The organism is Nocardia arseniciresistens (genome assembly GCF_046764875.1).
Taxonomy (GTDB): Bacteria; Actinomycetota; Actinomycetes; order Mycobacteriales; family Mycobacteriaceae; genus Nocardia; species Nocardia arseniciresistens.
In genome coordinates, this window is the sequence record NZ_JBKORD010000008.1 from 227,595 (window position 1) to 246,313 (window position 18,719).

Below are 18,719 nucleotides of genomic sequence, written 5' to 3' on the forward strand. Positions count from 1 at the left end.
TCCCGTCCGATCAGCTGTTCTCTCCAGCGGGAATAGCGACGATCGGAAGCGGGCCGCCGGTGCGGATACGATCCGGACCATGTCCGACCAGGATCCGGGAGATATTTTTCTCCGACATCGAGGTGCGGTTCTGGCCACCTTGCTCTCGGATCCGGAGCTCGGGTCTGCTGAGATCGGTCTGGGCCCGATGCCGAGCCTCGACCGGCCGGAGTCGAGCGGATCAGCTTCGGGCGCACCGGATTTCAACGAGCCCGAGTTCGAATCGGATCCGTCGGCTCCGGTCCAGCGGCTGCGGTCGGTCGACGGGCCGAAGGCGAGCGAGCGAATCCTGGCGTTGCTTAATGGTCAGTCGACGGACACTCCGTCTTCGATGGACTACGCGCCCGGCTACTCGGAGCCGAACACAGCGACACCGAGCGGAGCCGCCGAGGCAGAAGCTCCGCCGAAGTCATCGGCGGACGAACGATCGAGCTCATCGGCCTCGAGTCGGTTCGGGCCCGTTGACGAATACGCCCGTGGGGCGCTTATCCAGCTTCGGAAGCCGAAGGTGGCCTTGGCCGTCGGCGCTGTCGTCGCCGTGCTGCTCGTGCTGCTGCTGATCACCACCGGCGGGAACGATTCGCAGGAGCAGGATCGTGTTCTCGTCATCACGCCGCCCCCGACCTCGGCCGCGCCGACGACCACGAGTACCGCGGCGGTAGGCCAGACCATCACGGTCAAGTCCGCGCAGTCGAAATGCCCGCCGGGCAGCACTTCGGCGATGGATGCCTTCGGTGGGCAGGCCGGCAAAGCGTGGTCCTGTGTGCGTGCTTTCAAGGTCGACGGCCAAGTCTTGACCATCGAGCTCGGCAAGACCTATCAGATCGATTCGATCGGCATCGTTCCCGGCTGGGATTACATCAGCCCGGACGGCGCGGACCAATGGGCCAAATACCGTACTGCTAGCCGGGTTTCGTATCTTTTCGACGACGGCAAGGCAACCACCTACACGCAGCCGACCCTGGACCAGCGCACCTTGGTGACCACGAAGATCGACCCACCGGTGAGCGCCTCCAAGATCGTGTTGACCGTGCTGGAATCGAAGGGTGAGCCCGCCATCAATACCACCGCGATCTCCTCGGTCGTGGTCACCGGACATTGACCACTATGTCCGAGCTGATCTGTCAGTACTGTTCGCACCGCCATATCGGCGGCGCGATCTCCCGATGCGCCCACTGTGGAGCACCGTTGCGCGCTGCGGCGCACAAGGTGGCCGCTGCTGTTGAATCCACGGCTCACGTGGTGGAAAAGACGGTCGAGACGGCAGAGTCGGCGGTCAAGACTGTCGCGGGGTATCCGCGCTGGCAGTGGCGCGCGCTCGGCATATTTTCCGCCGTCATGGTCGGACTCGTGGTCCTGGTGATCCGCTCGTGTTCGTTCTCGTTGCCTTCTATGCCATTGGCGCCACCGCAAGTTGGTGAAAGCGCGTTGCCGGAGTCGGTGCGGGCCAATGCGTCGTGCGAGCGGTTCGATACCGCACAGATGGTCGACAAATGCGTCATCGGAGCCAGTAGTTCGCTGCTGTCCGGTGGGATCGCAGGCGGTAAAGAGCTGACCTTCTACGCGCAGTCGTCCTCGCCGGAACGGCTGGGCGACATCATCCGTCGATGGCGGGCGGCAGGCGGAACCGTCGTGACGGACGGCCAGATTTTCGCCGCGGTCGGCCCTTCGGCAACCGCGTGGTACGCCGATACGCGGTCGGGCCTGAGCTTGGAAACCGGGACTTTCACCGGTAAGGCAGCCGCTCAGACCTTCCTGACACGGGCCGGTTTAACCCGTTGACGGTGCATTACCACCGGGTCGGCGGGACTCGATCCGAATAAGTGTGCAGTAAACGCGACGTATACCCATGTCGCATCGCCTAATGTGCCGCTATACAACGGTACGTTAATCAGGTAGCGTATGGAAACCGTACGTTACGAGGTCAGTTCTCGGGAAGGCAGCGGTTCGATGGTGGCAACCACTCAGCAGACGATTACTCCGGGGCGGGTCCGCAACGACCCGACCGATCTGGAGGCGGCCTACTTCCGCTGGATCCAACCCGGAGCGTCCACGTCCACGTCGGCGATCACGGATCGGGCCGAGCGGATTCTCCGTCAACACATGGAGTTGGCCGCGGTCCGCACTCCCGGGTCGGCGACGACCAAGGTGTACCGGCCCGACGACAGCAGCGGACTCGGGGCCGCGGTCCAAATCGTCAATGACGATATGCCGCTGCTTGTCGATTCGGTGACCGCCGCGTTGCGCCGACTCGGCGCCACGGTCACCGAGGTCATCCATCCGGTCTTCTACGTCACTCGCGATGGTGACGGCAAGCTGCTGACCATCGTCGCTCGCGACGGTGAGGTGGATCCCGGTCCCGACGCCGTCGCGGAATCGTGGATCCACGTGCAGTTCGGCCACGGACTCGCCGAGGAGCAGGTGGACCGGATCGCGCATGCGCTCGAGCCGCTACTGAGCGATCTGCGCCGCGTCGCGGACGATACCCCGACCATGGTCGGGGCGATGAATACGGTCGCCGACGGGCTCGAGAATGCCGCGCAGTGGGCCGGCGATCCCGAAATCCCCGAGGCCGCAGACCTTTTGCGCTGGATGGCCGACGGCCACTTCACCACACTCGGTTACGGGTACTACCGTTTCCGTCGCTCCGCACCGCGTCCGGATGCGGCCTTCGAGCCGTGGCAGATTCCGGGAACCGGCCTCGGCGTGCTCCACAACGGATCTGTCGCCGATGTCAGCGCCCCCGTACTCGGAGTCAAGCGGCCCGTGCTGCGCCTGGCCAACGGCTCGGTGGATTCGCTGCTGCCCGGCTCCCGCGACCTCTACTACATCAGTGTCGCGGACTACGGAACCGGCGCGGCGACGAGCGCTGGACCCGCCGGAGCGACGGTGGCGATGGTGAAGGGCGAGCATGTCTTCGTCGGCACGTTCACCGTTACGGGCCTGCACGAGAACATCCTCGACATTCCGGTCATCTCCCGGCGGGTACTGCAGGTCATCGAGTGGTCCGGGTTCGCACTGAACTCCTTCTCCGGCCAGGCGATGCTCGAGATGATGCAGTCCTTCCCCAGGGTCGAGCTGTTCTCTACCGACGCACGCAGTCTGTTCGAAACCGTCTCCGGCGTCATGAATTTGGGCGTACGGCGACAGATCCGGCTGTTCCTCCGGCGTGATAACCGCAGCGGTACGGTCTACTGCCTGGTCTACATGCCGCGCGATCGATACTCGACCGAGGTCCGAGTGGAGATGGGCGAGCTGCTGCGACGGGAGTTCGATGCCGAGCAGCTCGCGTACTCCGCGCGCGCCACGGAATCGGAACTGGCCGTCGTGTACTTCACGGTGCACCGCAAGCCGGGCGCGGACCCGGCGGACATCTCCGAAACCAATCGCGAGCGCATTCAGGAGCAGCTGTTCGCGACCACGCGGACCTGGGCCGATCGTCTGGTGGCCGAGGCCGCCGGCGTGCCCGACGTATCGCCCACGGTCGCACAGGATTACGCGTCCGCATTTCCCGCGAGCTATCAGCAGGAGTACTCGGCGACCCGTGCGCTCTCGGACGTGCGACGGCTCGAGCGGCTTGCCGACGGCGCCATCGACACGAATCTGTACCGCAATCCCGAATCACCGTCGGGGGAGTGGCGTTTCACGCTCTATGTCGCCGGTGACGGAGTATCCCTGAGTCGGGTACTTCCGGTCGTGCACAGTCTCGGTGTGGAAGTGGTCGACGAGCAGCCGTACCGCATCACGCTGTGGGACGGCTCGCAGCGCTGGATCTACGACTTCGGCCTCCGTGTCCCCGCCGCGCTGCTGCGCGGTTCGCTCGACGCCGATATCGAAGCCGATCTCGCGGCGTCCGCCGATCTCGACTCACTGCCGGAAACCAGTGTGCGCAAGCGCTTTCCGGAGGCCGTCGCCGCGATGTGGTTCGGCATGGCCGAGGTCGACGGGCTCAACGAACTGGTGCTGCGCGCCGGCCTGCACTGGCGACAGATCGCGCTGCTGCGCGCCTACGCCAAGTACCTGCAGCAGGCGGGTTTCGCCTACACCCTCGGCAACATCACCCGAGTGCTGCTGACCCATCCTGCGACCGCGCGCTCGTGCACCGAATTGTTCGGCGCCTACTTCGATCCCGACGGCACCGGCCATGAGGTCGACATCCTCGCCGAGAGCATCGCGGAGCGGGTGCAGGCCGAGATCGACGCCGTCGTCAGCTTGGACACCGACCGGATTCTGCGTGCGGTCCTCGGTCTGATCAAGGCGACGTTGCGCACCAACTACTACCGTCGTGACGACACAGGCAACCCGATCGGATACCTGTCGTTCAAGCTGGATCCGCACGCCATCGCCGAATTGCCCAAGCCGAGGCCACAATTCGAGATCTTTGTGTACTCGCCGAGGGTCGAGGGCGTGCACCTGCGCTTCGGTGCGGTCGCGCGTGGCGGGCTGCGCTGGTCGGACCGGTTGGAAGATTTCCGCACCGAGATCCTCGGCCTGGTCAAGGCGCAGGCGGTGAAGAACGCCGTCATCGTTCCGGTCGGCGCCAAGGGCGGTTTCGTGGTCAAGCAGCCACCCGCGGCAACCGGTGATCCCGGCATCGACCGCCAGGCGATGCTCGCCGAGGGCATTGCCTGCTACCGCACCTTCATCTCCGGCTTGCTCGACGTCACCGACAATGTCGATCACACCACCGGCGCCGTGGTGCCGCCGGTACGGGTGGTGCGCCGCGACGGCGACGACACCTACCTGGTGGTCGCCGCGGACAAGGGCACCGCGACCTTCTCCGATATCGCCAATGGTGTTGCCACGCAGTACGGTTTCTGGTTGGGTGACGCCTTCGCCTCCGGTGGTTCGGCGGGCTACGACCACAAGGCGATGGGAATCACCGCCAAGGGTGCGTGGGAGAGCGTCAAGCGCCACTTCGCCGAGCTGAACCTCGATACGCAGTCGCAGGAATTCTCTGTGGTCGGCGTGGGTGACATGAGCGGTGACGTATTCGGCAACGGCATGCTGCTCTCTCCGCACATCCGCCTCGTCGCGGCGTTCGACCACCGGCATATCTTCCTCGACCCGAATCCTGTGGTGGCACGGGCGTTCCGGGAAAGGCAGCGGATGTTCGCGCTGCCACGTTCCTCGTGGGCCGACTATGACGCGTCCCTGATCAGTAAGGGCGGCGGGGTCTACGACAGGTCCGCAAAGGCGGTGCCGGTCACCCCCGAGGTGCGCGTGGCGCTCGGCCTCGGCCCGGAGGTGACCAGGCTGTCGCCGCCGGAGATCATCAAGGCCATTCTGCTCGCCCCTGTCGATCTGCTGTGGAACGGCGGTATCGGCACCTATATCAAGTCTGCCGCCGAGTCCGATGCCGCGGTGGGCGACAAGTCCAACGACGCCGTCCGCGTCAATGCGAATGCCTTGCGCGTCAAGGTGATCGGCGAGGGTGGCAATCTGGGCGCGACCGCGCTCGGTCGCATCGAGTACAGCCGCGCAGGCGGCAGGATGAATACCGACGCGATGGACAACTCGGCGGGCGTCGACTGCTCCGACCACGAGGTCAACATCAAGGTCCTGCTCGACGCCCTCGTCTCCAGTGGCGACCTCGCGGTCGCCGAGCGCAATCCGTTGCTCGCCTCCATGACCGACGAGGTCTCCGAACTCGTGCTGCGTGACAACATCTCGCAGAACTTCCGGATGGGCCTCTCCCGCGCCGACGCGGTGGCCATGTCGGGTGTGCACCGCAGGCTGCTCGCCGACCTCGAAGCACGCCGTGGTCTCGACCGCAGGCTCGAAGCGCTGCCGACGGATGCGGAGTTGGAGCAGCGTGCCACGGAAGGTCGCGGGCTCACCTCGCCGGAATTGGCGAATCTCATGGCACACGTGAAGCTTTCGCTCAAGGCCGAAGTACTTGCCGGTGACCTGCCCGACAGCCCGGCCTTCGCGTCGGTACTGCCGAACTACTTCCCGTCACCGCTGCGCGAACGTTTCGCCGCGGCCATCCGTCGCCACCCGCTGCGCAGGGAAATCGTGGCGACCGTGGTGATCAACGACGTGGTCGACTTCGGCGGCATCACCTACGTGTTCCGGCTTGCCGAGGAGGCGGGTGCTACCACCGACGATGCGGTGCGCGCCTTTACCGCCGCGGTCGAGATCTTCGATCTGCACGCGTTGTGGGAGCGGATCCGGACAACGCCGATGTCCACCGCGGTGCGCAACGAGCTCGAACTCGAGACCAAGCGTGCCCTGGACCGGGCGTCGCGGTGGCTGCTCGCCAACCGGCCACAGCCGATCGCGATCGGTGCGGATATAGCTCGCTACCGCGACGGTGTCCGTGCGCTCACGAGCAAGGCTCCCGCCTGGCTGACCGGTTATCTCGCAGACGATCTCATCGCGCGCTCGCACGGTTCGGTCGAACGCGGCGCACCGCAGGATCTGGCCGAGGAGGCATTCGGCCTCATCCATCTGTTCCCGCTGCTCGACGTGATCGACATCGCCGACATCACCGAGCGTGACTCGGTCGAGGTCGGGGTGCTGCACGCCGCGCTGAACGAGCATTTCGAGATCGAACGGCTGCTTGCTGCTGTCGGCAAGCTCGAGCGTGGCGACCGGTGGCGCACGCTGGCCAGGCTCGCGGTCCGCGATGATCTCTACGATTCGCTGCGCTCGCTGACCCTGGATGTGCTCAGTGCCACCGAGCCGGACGAGAGTGCCGCGGAGAAGATCGCGTACTGGGAATCCACCAACCGGTCCCGCCTCGCAAGGGCGAGTACGTCACTCGGGCAGATCTTCGAGGCCGGTAGCTATGACCTCGCGACGCTGTCGGTGGCGGCGCGCCAGGTGCGCAGCATGGTGAGCGGCGGCGAGTCGACCGCGGTAGCGCCGACCGTCATCGGCTGATTTGCCGCCGGCGAGTGTCCGGAGGTTCGACGCGACCGCGTCAGCCTCCGGACACTCGCGTTCCGCAGCTGCCGCAGAACTTCGCCGCGGCTGCGAGTTCCGCGCCGCAGTTGGCGCAGTGCCGTGGTCCCGGCGGCGTCAGGGGTTTGCCGCAGTTCGTGCAGAATTTCGCGCCGACCGGGTTAGTGGTGTGGCAGTGGGCGCAGTCCGGCCCTGCGTCGGCAGCGGGTGGCAGTTGGGCGGGAGCCGCGGCGGATTGCGGCTGGTGCCACGGACTCGGGTGACCGCCCGTCTGCTGCTGGATCGCGCCCAGACCCAATGCGGCGCCGAGAAATCCGCCATCCGCGCCGTGGCCGCCGTGTGCGAATCCCTGGCTGGCGCCGAGTGCGAGTTCACCTGCGGCATAACGCTGGAAGTCGCCGGCAAGCTGAATGTACTTGACGTCCTTGGCGAGTCGCTTGATGCGCTCGGCGTCTTCCGGATCGAGGGAGATGTCGAAATTACCCATCCTCGGGATCCGCAGGCCGTATTCGTACAGCGCGATATTGGTCTGCTTCATGACGGCGGACTCGATCGGTTGCAGCTGCGCCGACAACCCGAGCAGCTGCCAGTTTCCATCTGAAATGCCTTGGGTTACAGCGACTTTCATCGACTTGAGCAGCAGGTCGCCGGTCCAGCTTCGCACGATGTCCGGATCTGCGAGATCTGCGCTGCCGGTCAGTGAGGTGAGCATTTCGCCGGCGTCGCGCACCGAAAGCGAGAACTCGCCGAAGGCGCGCAGGGTCACCACCTGTTCGCTGACCGGATCGAAGATGTCGGCGAGCCGACCGCCGAACCTGATGCCGGGCGCTTCTCTTGTCGAGACGAAATACAGTTCGGCGCGATAGAAGTTCCCGCCGGTGACCTTATCGACGAGCGCGCCGAGTACCGGCAGCTCATCCGCGTCGACGCGGTGGCGGCCGGGCCCCATGGTGGCGACCACCTGTCCGGACTTGACGAACAGGGCCATCTCGTCCGCGTTGACGATCACCCGGCTGTAGCGGCGGATGTTGAGATCCGGCCACTTGAAGACCAACTGGTTCTTGCGGTCCTCGGGGACCGCAATGAACTCCCTTTCGAACCACGCCATGTTCGCTCCTAGCCGGTTTTTCCTACTGAGCGTACCGATATTCAGTGGCTCGCTCAATGATGTCTACGACGATTCTTCCAGGTCAGCGGCCATATGCCTGAAAGTCTTCGGTTACCTTCATATTTCGTCTAGTGTCCACGTATTGAACGTGCCGCTACTTAACGGTACATTGATCGCAGATATGATCGCCGTCACTTGAAAGGCCTTCGCCATGACCACAGTTCGACCTCCCTCGGAGCAGGCGGCTCCGGAGAGCTCGCTCCACGACGAGGACGCGGGATATCACAAGTCGCTGCGCCCACGCCAGCTGCAGATGATCGCGATCGGTGGGGCCATCGGCACCGGTCTTTTCCTCGGCGCGGGCGGCAGGCTGGCCCACGCGGGACCCGGACTGTTTCTGGTGTACGCGATCTGCGGCATCTTCGTATTCTTCATCCTGCGCGCGCTCGGCGAGCTGGTGCTGCATCGCCCCTCCTCGGGCTCGTTCGTCTCCTACGCTCGCGAGTTCTACGGCGAGAAGCTGGCCTTCGCCGTCGGGTGGATGTACTTCTTCCACTGGTGTATGACCGGGATCGTAGACATCACGGCCATCGCAACCTATGTCCACTTCTGGGGAGCCTTCGAGGCGATTCCGCAGTGGCTGATCGCGCTGATCGCGCTGGCGCTGGTGGTCAGCATCAATATGGTGTCGGTCAAGTGGTTCGGTGAGCTGGAGTTCTGGGCCGCGATGATCAAGGTCGTCGCGCTGATCACGTTCCTGATCGTCGGTGTGGTCTTCCTCGGCGGCCGGTTCAAGATCAAGGACCAGTCCACCGGCATCAGCGTGATCTCCGACAACGGCGGACTGTTCCCGAGCGGCATCCTGCCGCTGGTGCTCGTCACCACCGGTGTCGTCTTCGCCTACGCCGCGGTCGAATTGGTCGGCACTGCGGCGGGTGAGGCGGAGAACCCGGAGAAGATCATGCCCCGCGCGATCAACTCCGTGATTGCCCGCATCGCGCTGTTCTATGTCGGATCGCTGGTGCTGCTCGGCCTGCTGCTGCCCTACACGGCCTTCAAGTCCGGCGAGAGCCCGTTCGTCACCTTCTTCTCTCAGATCGGTATCAACGGCGCGGGCGACATCATGAACATGGTGGTGCTCACCGCGGCCTTCTCCAGCCTGAACGCCGGTCTTTACTCGACCGGCCGGATTCTGCGGTCGATGTCGATGAACGGCAGTGCGCCGACCATCGCGTCGCGGATGTCGAAGGGCGGCGTGCCCTACGTCGGCATCTTGGCGACCGGTGCGATCGCATTGCTCGGCGTCGGTCTGAACGCGATTGTGCCCGACAAGGCGTTCGAGATCGTCTTGAACATGTCGGCGCTCGGCACCATCGTCGCGTGGACGGCGATCATCGTCTGCCAGCTCCAGCTGTGGAAGTGGGCGCGCGATGGCAAGGTTGAGCGGCCGAAGTTCCGGCTGATGGGTGCGCCCTACACGAGCTACGCGACGCTGGTGTTCCTCGCGACGGTGGTCGTGCTGATGGCATTCAGCGACGACGAGCTGCAGCGCGGCGCGGTGATCGCCATGGTCGTCATCGTGGTTCCCGCGCTGGTGGGTGGCTGGTTCCTCGCCCGCAAGCAGGTGCTGCGCATCGCGCAGATCCGGGAGGGGTACACCGGTCAGTTCCCGGTTCTCGCCGAGCGGCCCGCCATGCAGTCGGCGACCGAGGCCGAGGCCGACACCCCGGTAGTTCTCGACAAGCCTGACAAAGAGTGAGTCAGTATCCGCCCCGGGCGACACGCCCGGGGCGGATCTATTCCCAATGCTGAGAACAATGCTTACACACGTCGACAGGTGGCGGACCAGAATGAAACCCCGTTTACACGGTGGGTTTGAGAGGTTCGCATGCCGGAGCATCCCAGCGCATCCGACCGTCCGATATCGCACCCATGGGCGAATCGGCGGGTGCGCGGTACCGAGGTGCCAGGGCGAATGCCGCACCCATGGTCATCTCGTCGACCCACCAAAACCGATGTACCTGTCCTGCTGCACCCGTGGTCGAAACCGCGCGATCGTCCACAGCCCGAGCCGATCCCGAATGGCAGCGGACCCGACACGGTGTCGCGGACCGCTCCCTCCCCGCGCACGACCGATTCCGAGCGCGCCCTGCTGGCCGCGCTCGATGAGCCCGCTTCGGGCCGCAGCGCCAGATCGCGCCCTAGTGTGCGACGGCTCGGCGATGGGTTGGTCGCCATGCCGCAGGTGAGCCCGCTCGATCCACGGACCTCGGTGCTCGAGCGTCCGGAAGTGCCGGAGCACAAACGATTCTGCTGGAAGTGCCAGCAGCAGGTCGGCCGAACCACCGAGGATGGACCAGGCGCGGTGGTCGGCGAATGCGACCGCTGCGGCTCACCGTTCAACTTCCGTCCCGCCCTGCAGCCGGGGGAGATGGTGGCAGGCCAGTACGAGGTGCAGGGCAGCCTCGCACATGGTGGACTCGGCTGGATCTACCTCGCCATCGACCGCAATGTGAGCGATCGGTGGGTGGTGCTGAAGGGGCTGCAGAACCCGCTCGACTTCGAAGCGCACGTCGTCGCACTTGCCGAACGCCAATTCCTCTCCGAGGTCGCCTATCCCGGCATCGTCAAGATCCACAACTTCGTCAAGCACCGGTCGACCCGCGACGTCGCCGACGGCTACATCGTCATGGAGTACGTCGGCGGTCGATCGCTGAAGAAGATGCTCGATCTGCGTGCACCGGAACGCATTTCGGTGCCGGATGCCATTGCTTTCATGATGGAGATCCTGCCCGCGCTCGACTACCTGCACTCGTTCGGGCTCGCCTACAACGACCTCAAGCCCGACAACATCATGGTCAGTGAGGACGAGGTCAAACTGATCGACCTCGGCGCGGTCGCCGCGATGGAGTCCTACGGAAGCATCTACGGAACGCCCGGGTACCAAGCACCCGAGATCACCGACACCGGCCCGACGGTCGCCTCCGACATCTACACCGTCGGAAGAACGCTGGCCGCGCTGATACTCGAACTGCCGAAGGATCGCGAAGGCCATTATCTGCCCGGCCTGCCGACTCCCGAGGAGCAGCCGCTGCTGCGGCGCAACCCGGCGCTGTACCGGCTGTTGCAGCGCTCCACCGATCTGGATCCGCAGCGTCGTTTTCCCTCCGCCTATTCGATGTACAGCCAGCTCGCCGGCGTGCTCCGGATGGTGCTCGCGGCCGAAACCGGTCTGGAACATCCGCAGGCATCGATCGAATTCGGCTCGATGCGTGGTGATTTCGGCATCGAGACGCTCATCGGGCAGACCGACGGCATGACCGACGGCCGCCATCGCCTTCCCGCCCTCGACGCGCCGAGTGTGGTCGCGGCGCTGCCCGTTCCGCTGATGGACAACGAGGACCCCAGTGCCGAGCTGCTCTCCACGCTGTTGCACGGCGACCCGAGGCAAGCTCTCGACGCGCTGCGACGCGCCGCGGATCGCATTGTTTCGGGGACGATTCCGGAACCGCAGTCCTTCGAGTTGGAAGGAACGCTGACCGCGATTCGCGCTCACCTCGATCTCGGTGATGTAAGGCTGGCCAACGATCGGCTCGCCGACCTGCGGCCGCAGTACAACGCCGACTGGCGTCTGGACTGGTACTCCGCCGCCGCGGCCCTGCTCGACGGCCAGTACGGTCGCGCCTTCGAGTACTTCGACCTCGTGCACAGCATGCTGCCCGGTGAGCTCGCGCCCGCCCTCGCGCTGGCCGCCACCGCGGAACTCGCACTGCAACATCTCGATACACCCGCCGACGCGCAGCGCTGGCACCGGCTCGCTTCGGACTACTACGGGACGGTGTGGAAGACCAACCATGGTCTTGTCAGCGCGGCATTCGGCATGGCCCGCAGGCTCGCGACCGACGGTGCGTTGCTCGAGGCGGTCGCCGTCCTCGACCAGGTACCCACAGCATCGCGCTACCACAGCATCGCGCGGATGACCGGTTGTCTGTTGCTGGTATCGAGGCCGGTCGCCGACATCACCGAGGCCGATCTCACCGAGGCGGCAACCCGTTTGGACGCGGCGCCGGACGAACCGAGGGCACTGCAACTACAGGTAATCGTCGTAGGGGCGGCACTGGAGTGGCTGCGTGCCGGCGGACAACCAGCGGGTCCTGGATCGACGGTCCTCGGGTTCACGCTCACGGAGCTGGGATTGCAGGGCGGGCTGGAAACGAGCTTGCGCGCACTCGCGCGTATCGCACCGCACCGCTTGCATCGGTACCGGCTCGTCGATCTCGCCAACCACGTCCGGCCGCAGACCCGGTTCTAGGGGCGCAGCACGCCTGTCCGGATGGCGAGTGTGAAAGTCGCGGGGACGCCGATGGCCACGAGCAGCAACCACCAACTACCCAGGACGACGGCGAGCACAAGAGCCAGGACGGCGATCGATCCGGTGGCCACGACGAGATTGCGCAGCGGGTTCGACTCCTTGGCCCGCATTGCGGGCGGTGTACCGCCGGGAAGGTCCGCGAACTGTTCGGCCAGCTGGCTTTTGGTGGTGGCGTTCGACACCGCCGCGCTGCGTTCATCGAATTCGGCCAGGTCCAGCCTGCCGGAGCCGAGGTGGTGTGACAGTTCGAGTAGCGCCCGTTCACGGTCCGCGACACTGACCCGAGAGCCCGCAGAATCGGTCATATCGGAAGGATATGTGCAGGTGGAAATGTTGTGCGGGCGTCGGTTTCCACGAGCGGGAAGGTTATCGGCCGAGATGACGTTTGCTGATCTGTCGCTGGCGGCCCTCGTCGGGGCCACAACGGCCCGTGTGGCGGCGGTCGGCGCCGACTCGATGTGGTTTGCTTGAGCTATGGCTGCCGCTGTTGAATACACGATCGACGAGCTGGCGCGCGAGGCGGGCACGACCGTGCGGAGTCTGCGGGTCTACCACGAGCGTGGTGTACTGCCCCCACCCCAGGTCAAAGGCCGAACCGGGTTCTATGGGCCGGATCACCTCAATCGTGTCCGCACCATCAGCCGGCTGCTGGATCGCGGAATCAAACTCAACGGCATCAGGGAATTGCTCGACGCATGGGGCCGCGGCGACGACCTGGGCGACATCCTCGGCGTCATCGATCCCGACGCGGCGAAGTCGAAGGTTGCCGAAGTGGTTTCGGAGCCCGGCGAGACGATCGCGGCGACGGAACTGGCCGAACGCTATCGCGAGGTGCCCAGCGGTCTCGCACGCGTGGTCGCTGCGGGCCTCTACGAGCCCGTAGACGCCACGAACTACCGGATGGCGGATACTAAGTTGGTCCGGATCGTCGAGAAGCTGGCAGCGGCAGGTGTGCCCGCCGCGGAAGTGCTCGACGAACTCGAGCAGTTGCGCGCCGACACCGACCGGATCGCTCGTCGCTTCGTCGAGTTGTTCCGTCGAACGGCCTTCGCGGCTTTCCAGCAGTCCGAACAGGACTCGGCCGATCGGGTCGAGCTCGCCAACCGTCGCACGGCGACCAAAAATATGTCCGGCGAGGCGACGGCCGAGCTCGTAATGCTCTTCGTCAGCCGGTATCTCGACCAGGACGCCGAGCTCGCCGAGGCGCTTCCGCACGCCTGATCGGGCGAAAATTTCCACCCCCGATCCGCACTCTTCCCACGCGTGAAGATACTGATCTGTAACGTGCCGTTAAACAGCGGTATGTTTGCTGGCATACGGCACCGGCTTCGGAGCCGTATACAGGGTGAGAATTACTGCGCTGGAATCGCTTTCGGCTACCCGAAGCAGTACGGATCTCGATCGTTTCGAGGTTCGATGCCGCTTCCTGACGGACCGTCCGAGGAGGTCGGGCTGCATCGCGGACGATCCGTGATGTGACATCTCACCATATACTTAGGTATGTCGTGCGCACATCTACTGATGCGCGCGGTTGCCGCGTCCCACCACAATCTGACTTCGGCACGAAGGCAGCAGATGGGTTGGGTATGGGTAGCGTGACACTGTGGATGCAGATGTCGCTCGACGGCTTTGCGGAGGGGCCGGATCACGAGATCCACTGGCCGATGGTGGACGAGGAGTTGTGCGAATCGTTTCTTGACGAACTGCGCGCGGCCGATCTGTTCATCTACGGACGCAAGACCTACGAGATGATGGCATCGTTCTGGCCGACGGCCGACGGAGATCCGGCGATATCCGAGTTCTATGTCGATTTCGCGCGCTGTTGGAAGCAGACGCCGAAGCTCGTCCTCTCGCGCAGCCTGCCGAGTGCGGGCTGGAATACGCGAATCGTGCGGACCGGCATAGTCGAGGAGATCACCGCGCTGCGCGAACAGCAAGACTGCGACATGGTTTTGTTCGGTGGTGCCGAGACGGCTTCGGCCTTCATGCGCAACGAACTGATCGACGAGTACCGGCTTTTCGTCCATCCGCTGGTACTCGGCGGTGGGGTGCCGCTGTTCCCGGCGCCTGCCGCGATGGCCGATCTCCAGCTGGTCGACGTGATGACCTTCGAAAGCGCTGTTGTGCAGATGCACTATCAGCAACCACCTCAGACAGCAGCGTGTCGCTCGGCGTAGCGTCCCGGTAACCTGAAATTTCCAGCGCGTTCGCGCGCATTCGGCTAACTTTCGTCCTATGTCCCTGGTACAGGCACCCACCAGTGAATTCGTCGGCCGCCAAGCGGAATTGGACCGACTAGATGGCTTGCTGTCCGCAGGGGCTCGGCTGATCACGCTGGTCGGGCCCGGTGGCATCGGCAAGACCAGGTTGGCCGCCGAGGCCGTGCGGCGCGCGCATCGTGCCAGAAATCGCCTGGTCTACTGGGCGAGCCTGGCTGATATGGAAGGCGACTGCCGAGCCACCGCGCAGGATGTGGTGCAGTCGGCGGTGTGCACATTCGGCGCGGGCACCGACTATTCCTCGGATCGCGCCGTGCTGGTGCTCGACAACTGTGAACACCTGCTCGGCGCCGTCGGCCCGCTGATCGCGGATCTGCTCGCGGCGGCGCCGGGGTTGACGATCCTGGCCACCAGCAGAGAACCGATCGGCTGGGTCGACGAGCACATCCTGACGGTGCCGCCACTATCGCGCGAGCAGTCGCTCGAGCTGTTCAGGCAGCGCGCCGAACTCGTCGGGCGCGCGATCGCGACCGATGCCCAACAACTCGCCGTCGCCGCACGGATCTGCCGACGCGTCGATCACAATCCGCTGTTCATCCGCCTTGCCGCAGCGCGGTTGCGGCATCAGCCACCCGCGATGCTGCTGCGCGAGCTCTCTGGCGGCGCCGATGACAAGCGTCTGCGGTGGACGCACGGCGCCAGATTGGGGACGGAGCTGCGGCACCGCGGCGTATACGACGTCCTGGCCTGGTCCTTTGCGCTATGCGGCGTGCGGGAACAGCTGTTGCTCGAGCGGCTGTCGGTATTCGCCGCCGGCCACGAAACCGACGATGGCGAATCACCGCGCAGGGGAATCGAACTCGATGCCGTGATCGCGGTGTGCGCGGACGAACTCCTGCCCGCGGCCCAGATCGAGCACCTGCTCGAACGTCTGACCGAGCGTTCCCTACTGTCGGTGCACCTCACCGCCACCACGATGAGCTGGTATCTGGTGGAGAGCGTGCAGGTCTTCGCGCGCGACCGGCTACAACACCGCGATCGCGCCGCGGCGGAGCTGCTCGCCGTACGGCACCGCCGCTACTTCCGAGACAGGGCCGCGGCCGCGCAGACCACCTGGCACCTCCCCACCGAGCAGGTGTGGATCGAATCGGTCGGTCAGGAGCTGCGGGCCGTTGTCGAGGCTTCGCGCCCGGTGCCGGCCCGAGTTCCTTCCCTGTGGAGCGAGTTGTCCCAGGCAGAACGAGATGTAGCCGTATTCGCTGCGGCGGGCTGGCCCAATAGCGCGATCGCGACCGTGCGCCGCAGTTCCATCCGGACCGTCGACGCGCAGGTCGCCACCATTCGGCAGAAACTGATGATCGCCTCGCGCAACGAGATCGCCCGCTACGTTCCCGATGAGCTCGCGGAACGGGTTCGGCACGAATCCGAACGCAGGCCGCGTCGTACAAGTAGGGTTGCTCGTTATCGATAAGCTACTGCTACACGTGGCCTCGTAATCGATAGGTGAGCAAGGATGTCTGCAGTGCAGCCCGGCGATGCTGTTTCCGCCGCGCCGAGTGAGTTCGTTGGCAGGCACACCGAATTGCAACGGGTCGCCGGTTTACTCGCCTCATCTACCGCACGGCTGATCACGCTGGCTGGACCGGGTGGAATCGGGAAGACCACGTTGGCATCCGAAGCGCTGCGCAGGTATCGGAAGACACCGGACCACACGGTCTACTGGACGCGGCTGGCCAGGTTGGCGCCGGGTTCCGACACCGGAGTGGTGGCCGAAGAGGTGGTGCAATCGGTCGTGACCTCCGATATCGCCGCAAGGTCGGCTTGGGACGGGCTGCTGGAGACTTTCACCATCCGCGGCATGTCGCCGAGCCATCGAACGATCTTGGTACTCGACAACTGCGAGCATGTGCTCGCCGGTGTCGGTCCGCTGATCATCGGCCTGCTCGAAGCGGTGCCAGGACTGACAATCATCGCGACCAGCAGGGAACCGTTGGGCTGGATCGACGAGCACATCGTGACGGTGCCCCCGATGTCGTCTGCTCACGCGCTCGAGCTGTTGCTGCGTCGCGCGCAGCTCACCGGCAGACCGATCTCCGACGATCCCGCGCAGCTCGCCATCGCCGAGCAGATCTGCTGGCACGTGGACAACAACCCGCTGTTCATCCGGCTCGCGGCGGCACGGCTGCTGCACCGGCCGCCCGCCATCGTGCTGCGCGAACTCACCGGCGATACCGACGACCGACGATTGCAGTGGTCCAACGGCGCCCGGCTCGGCACCGAGGAACGTCACCGCAGCGTTCGCGACGTGATCGCATGGTCGTACGGGCTGTGCACCGCGCGTGAACAACTCCTGCTCGACCGGATGTCGGTGTTCGTGACCGGATGCGACAGCGACGGCGACGATGTCTTCGGCGGCGGCGCGGAATCCGAGGCCATCATCGCGGTATGCGCTGATCGGGCGCTGCCACCCGAGGAGGTCGAGCGGTTGCTCGAGCGGCTGACGGAGCGGTCGCTGGTCTCCGCGCGCATCGCGCCGACCATGATCCGGTACTACCTACTCGAAAGTGTCGGAGTGTTCGTGCGGGACCGGTTGTCCTCGCGCAGCGACGAGTTGGACGAAGCGCGATTGCTGGCCCGTCATCGGCGCTACTACCGGGACAAAGTCGCCGGCGGCCAGGCCGCCTGGTACGGACCTGACGAACAGGACTGGCTCGCCTGGGCACGTTCGGCGTGGTGCAACATTCTGCTCGGCATCGAAACCAGCCTCGACGACCCCGCCGAAGCCGTCGTCGGCCTGGAGACCGCCGCCATTCTCATGGCGCTACGCATTCAGTTCATCACCGGCGCCAACCGTGCCATCGGTGGTCTCACCGAACAGGCGCTGGAGGCCACGAGACATGTCGATCCGCCGGCGACCCAACTCCGGATCACCGCGACCGCGCTGGTCGGATGGGTTTCGATCTGGCAAGGCAGACACGCCTACACCACGCAGCTCCTCGACGAGTGTGCCGCGGAATGTCTGTCCGATCCGGCACTGCACCAGCTCTGGCGCGAGAACCCGAGCGCGGACATCGGCTTACCGGCCCCAGTAGAGTTCACCTGGGGTCTCGAGCTGTTCCTCATGCACCTCGACCTGCGCGCTGCCGACGTATTGGCAAGGGCGAGTAGGAAGTTCGCCGAGGCAGATGACGAAGGCGGGGTCGAACGCAGCGAACTGTTCCTGGCGCTGACCCAGGCGAATCTCGGTGACGCCGAGCAGGCTCTCAGCGCGGCGCGGCGGCATCTCGACCGGTCCATCGCCACCAATTCCCAATGGGCGATCTCTTGGGGCGAGCTGGCGTGGATGATCGCGGTCTCCAGGCACGGCGATCCGCGCGAGGCGATCGACGTCGCCCGTGCCGCGGTGGAACGCCTGCTGATCTCGGGTGACCGGTGGACGGCGGGCTGGATCATCCACTTCAGCACGATGGCGTCGACTTACATTCTCGCCGCCCGGATCGCCGCGCGGGATGGTGGCCTTGTCGAACTCCGTGCGGCGGCGACCGAAATCGCCCACCTCCAAGGAGGTATCGCTACGTTGCACCGGTCGATGGGCATAGTCGCCGAGCGGGTCACGCTGGTGGCTCGTGGCATCGAAAACGCTGTCGCGGTGGCGACATCGATCCTGGGTGCGGAGAACTACGCGGCGGCCGCGCGCCGTGGCGCGCGAATGCGGCCGGAACTCGATGAGTTGCAACGGTTCATGCTCGGAAGGTTCGCCATCGATGAGCTGCCGACCGACGCACCGGTGGTGCGTACGACCGCCTCACGCTGGCGAGAACTCTCACCGGCGGAGCGCGACGTCGCGGTGCTTGCGGCCGCGGGATGGGCGAACAGCGCCATCGCCGCGCGCCGCGGTAGTTCCATTCGAACGGTAGACGCCCAGGTCGTGGCCATTCGCCGGAAATTGATGGCGGCCACTCGCGCGGACATCATGTGGCATGTGCCCGGCGAACTCACCGATCGGATTCGTCTCGAATCCGAGCAACGGCCGTCGAGGTTCCCGGCACGTCCGTGAAGCTCGCCGCGGCGA

At 65.2% G+C, this 18,719-nt stretch carries 11 protein-coding genes; 9 read left to right on the top strand and 2 right to left on the bottom strand.

Translation table 11 applies throughout. The features are described 5' to 3' along the window. Window positions 1-79 precede the first annotated feature (79 nt). The 3 genes from ACLMAJ_RS16890 to ACLMAJ_RS16900 all read left to right on the top strand — a co-directional run bounded on the left by ACLMAJ_RS16890 (window position 80) and on the right by ACLMAJ_RS16900 (window position 6,927). On the top strand, window positions 80-1,141 hold the full coding sequence (locus tag ACLMAJ_RS16890) for a discoidin domain-containing protein (protein ID WP_412014648.1): 1,062 nt from the start codon (window positions 80-82) through the stop codon (window positions 1,139-1,141). 107 nt (window positions 1,142-1,248) lie between these two features. Then, window positions 1,249-1,821 carry a hypothetical protein gene (locus tag ACLMAJ_RS16895; RefSeq protein WP_412014649.1) on the top strand — a complete coding sequence of 191 codons (573 nt, stop codon included), beginning with the start codon at window positions 1,249-1,251 and terminating at the stop codon, window positions 1,819-1,821. 168 nt (window positions 1,822-1,989) lie between these two features. Next, complete coding sequence (locus ACLMAJ_RS16900) at window positions 1,990-6,927, top strand: NAD-glutamate dehydrogenase (protein WP_412014801.1); 4,938 nt, start codon at window positions 1,990-1,992, stop codon at window positions 6,925-6,927. Between the two features lie 40 nt (window positions 6,928-6,967). Here the strand turns inward: ACLMAJ_RS16900 and ACLMAJ_RS16905 are convergent, their stop codons facing one another. Continuing rightward, complete coding sequence (locus ACLMAJ_RS16905; protein WP_412014650.1) at window positions 6,968-8,056, bottom strand: SPFH domain-containing protein; 1,089 nt, start codon at window positions 8,054-8,056, stop codon at window positions 6,968-6,970. 211 nt (window positions 8,057-8,267) lie between these two features. Here ACLMAJ_RS16905 and ACLMAJ_RS16910 point away from each other — a divergent pair, with 211 nt between their 5' ends. Together ACLMAJ_RS16910 and ACLMAJ_RS16915 are read left to right on the top strand one after the other, a co-directional pair. After that, complete coding sequence (locus tag ACLMAJ_RS16910) at window positions 8,268-9,815, top strand: amino acid permease (RefSeq protein WP_412014651.1); 1,548 nt, start codon at window positions 8,268-8,270, stop codon at window positions 9,813-9,815. A 342-nt stretch (window positions 9,816-10,157) separates the two neighbouring features. Further along, entirely contained in the window at window positions 10,158-12,368 is a 2,211-nt protein-coding gene (locus ACLMAJ_RS16915) for a serine/threonine-protein kinase (protein ID WP_412014652.1), read from the top strand. Here the strand turns inward: ACLMAJ_RS16915 and ACLMAJ_RS16920 are convergent. Next, complete coding sequence (locus ACLMAJ_RS16920; protein ID WP_412014653.1) at window positions 12,365-12,733, bottom strand: DUF1707 SHOCT-like domain-containing protein; 369 nt, start codon at window positions 12,731-12,733, stop codon at window positions 12,365-12,367. The two genes, ACLMAJ_RS16915 and ACLMAJ_RS16920, sit on opposite strands and share 4 nt — an antisense overlap. A gap of 169 nt (window positions 12,734-12,902) precedes the next feature. Here ACLMAJ_RS16920 and ACLMAJ_RS16925 point away from each other — a divergent pair, with 169 nt between their 5' ends. From ACLMAJ_RS16925 to ACLMAJ_RS16940, 4 genes are all read left to right on the top strand, one after another. Further along, window positions 12,903-13,649 (top strand): MerR family transcriptional regulator, encoded by a 747-nt coding sequence (locus ACLMAJ_RS16925; RefSeq protein ID WP_412014654.1) that lies wholly within the window; start codon window positions 12,903-12,905, stop codon window positions 13,647-13,649. A 365-nt stretch (window positions 13,650-14,014) separates the two neighbouring features. Next, the gene (locus ACLMAJ_RS16930; RefSeq protein ID WP_412014655.1) at window positions 14,015-14,605 is read left to right on the top strand and encodes a dihydrofolate reductase family protein; all 591 of its coding nucleotides are present in this window, start codon (window positions 14,015-14,017) and stop codon (window positions 14,603-14,605) included. 58 nt (window positions 14,606-14,663) lie between these two features. Next, the gene (locus tag ACLMAJ_RS16935) at window positions 14,664-16,118 is read left to right on the top strand and encodes an AAA family ATPase (protein ID WP_412014656.1); all 1,455 of its coding nucleotides are present in this window, start codon (window positions 14,664-14,666) and stop codon (window positions 16,116-16,118) included. A gap of 42 nt (window positions 16,119-16,160) precedes the next feature. Further along, the gene (locus ACLMAJ_RS16940; protein ID WP_412014657.1) at window positions 16,161-18,704 is read left to right on the top strand and encodes an ATP-binding protein; all 2,544 of its coding nucleotides are present in this window, start codon (window positions 16,161-16,163) and stop codon (window positions 18,702-18,704) included. The last annotated feature ends 15 nt before the right edge of the window (window positions 18,705-18,719 follow it).

What these genes read in the sequence shown, in the direction of transcription:
- ACLMAJ_RS16890 (WP_412014648.1), top strand. Translation starts at nt 80, where the DNA reads ATGTCCGACCAGGATCCGGGAGATATTTTTCTCCGACATCGAGGTGCG.
- ACLMAJ_RS16900 (WP_412014801.1), top strand. Translation starts at nt 1,990, where the DNA reads ATGGTGGCAACCACTCAGCAGACGATTACTCCGGGGCGGGTCCGCAAC.
- ACLMAJ_RS16905 (WP_412014650.1), bottom strand. Translation starts at nt 8,056, where the DNA reads ATGGCGTGGTTCGAAAGGGAGTTCATTGCGGTCCCCGAGGACCGCAAG.
- ACLMAJ_RS16910 (WP_412014651.1), top strand. Translation starts at nt 8,268, where the DNA reads ATGACCACAGTTCGACCTCCCTCGGAGCAGGCGGCTCCGGAGAGCTCG.
- ACLMAJ_RS16920 (WP_412014653.1), bottom strand. Translation starts at nt 12,733, where the DNA reads ATGACCGATTCTGCGGGCTCTCGGGTCAGTGTCGCGGACCGTGAACGG.
- ACLMAJ_RS16925 (WP_412014654.1), top strand. Translation starts at nt 12,903, where the DNA reads ATGGCTGCCGCTGTTGAATACACGATCGACGAGCTGGCGCGCGAGGCG.
- ACLMAJ_RS16930 (WP_412014655.1), top strand. Translation starts at nt 14,015, where the DNA reads ATGGGTAGCGTGACACTGTGGATGCAGATGTCGCTCGACGGCTTTGCG.
- ACLMAJ_RS16935 (WP_412014656.1), top strand. Translation starts at nt 14,664, where the DNA reads ATGTCCCTGGTACAGGCACCCACCAGTGAATTCGTCGGCCGCCAAGCG.
- ACLMAJ_RS16940 (WP_412014657.1), top strand. Translation starts at nt 16,161, where the DNA reads ATGTCTGCAGTGCAGCCCGGCGATGCTGTTTCCGCCGCGCCGAGTGAG.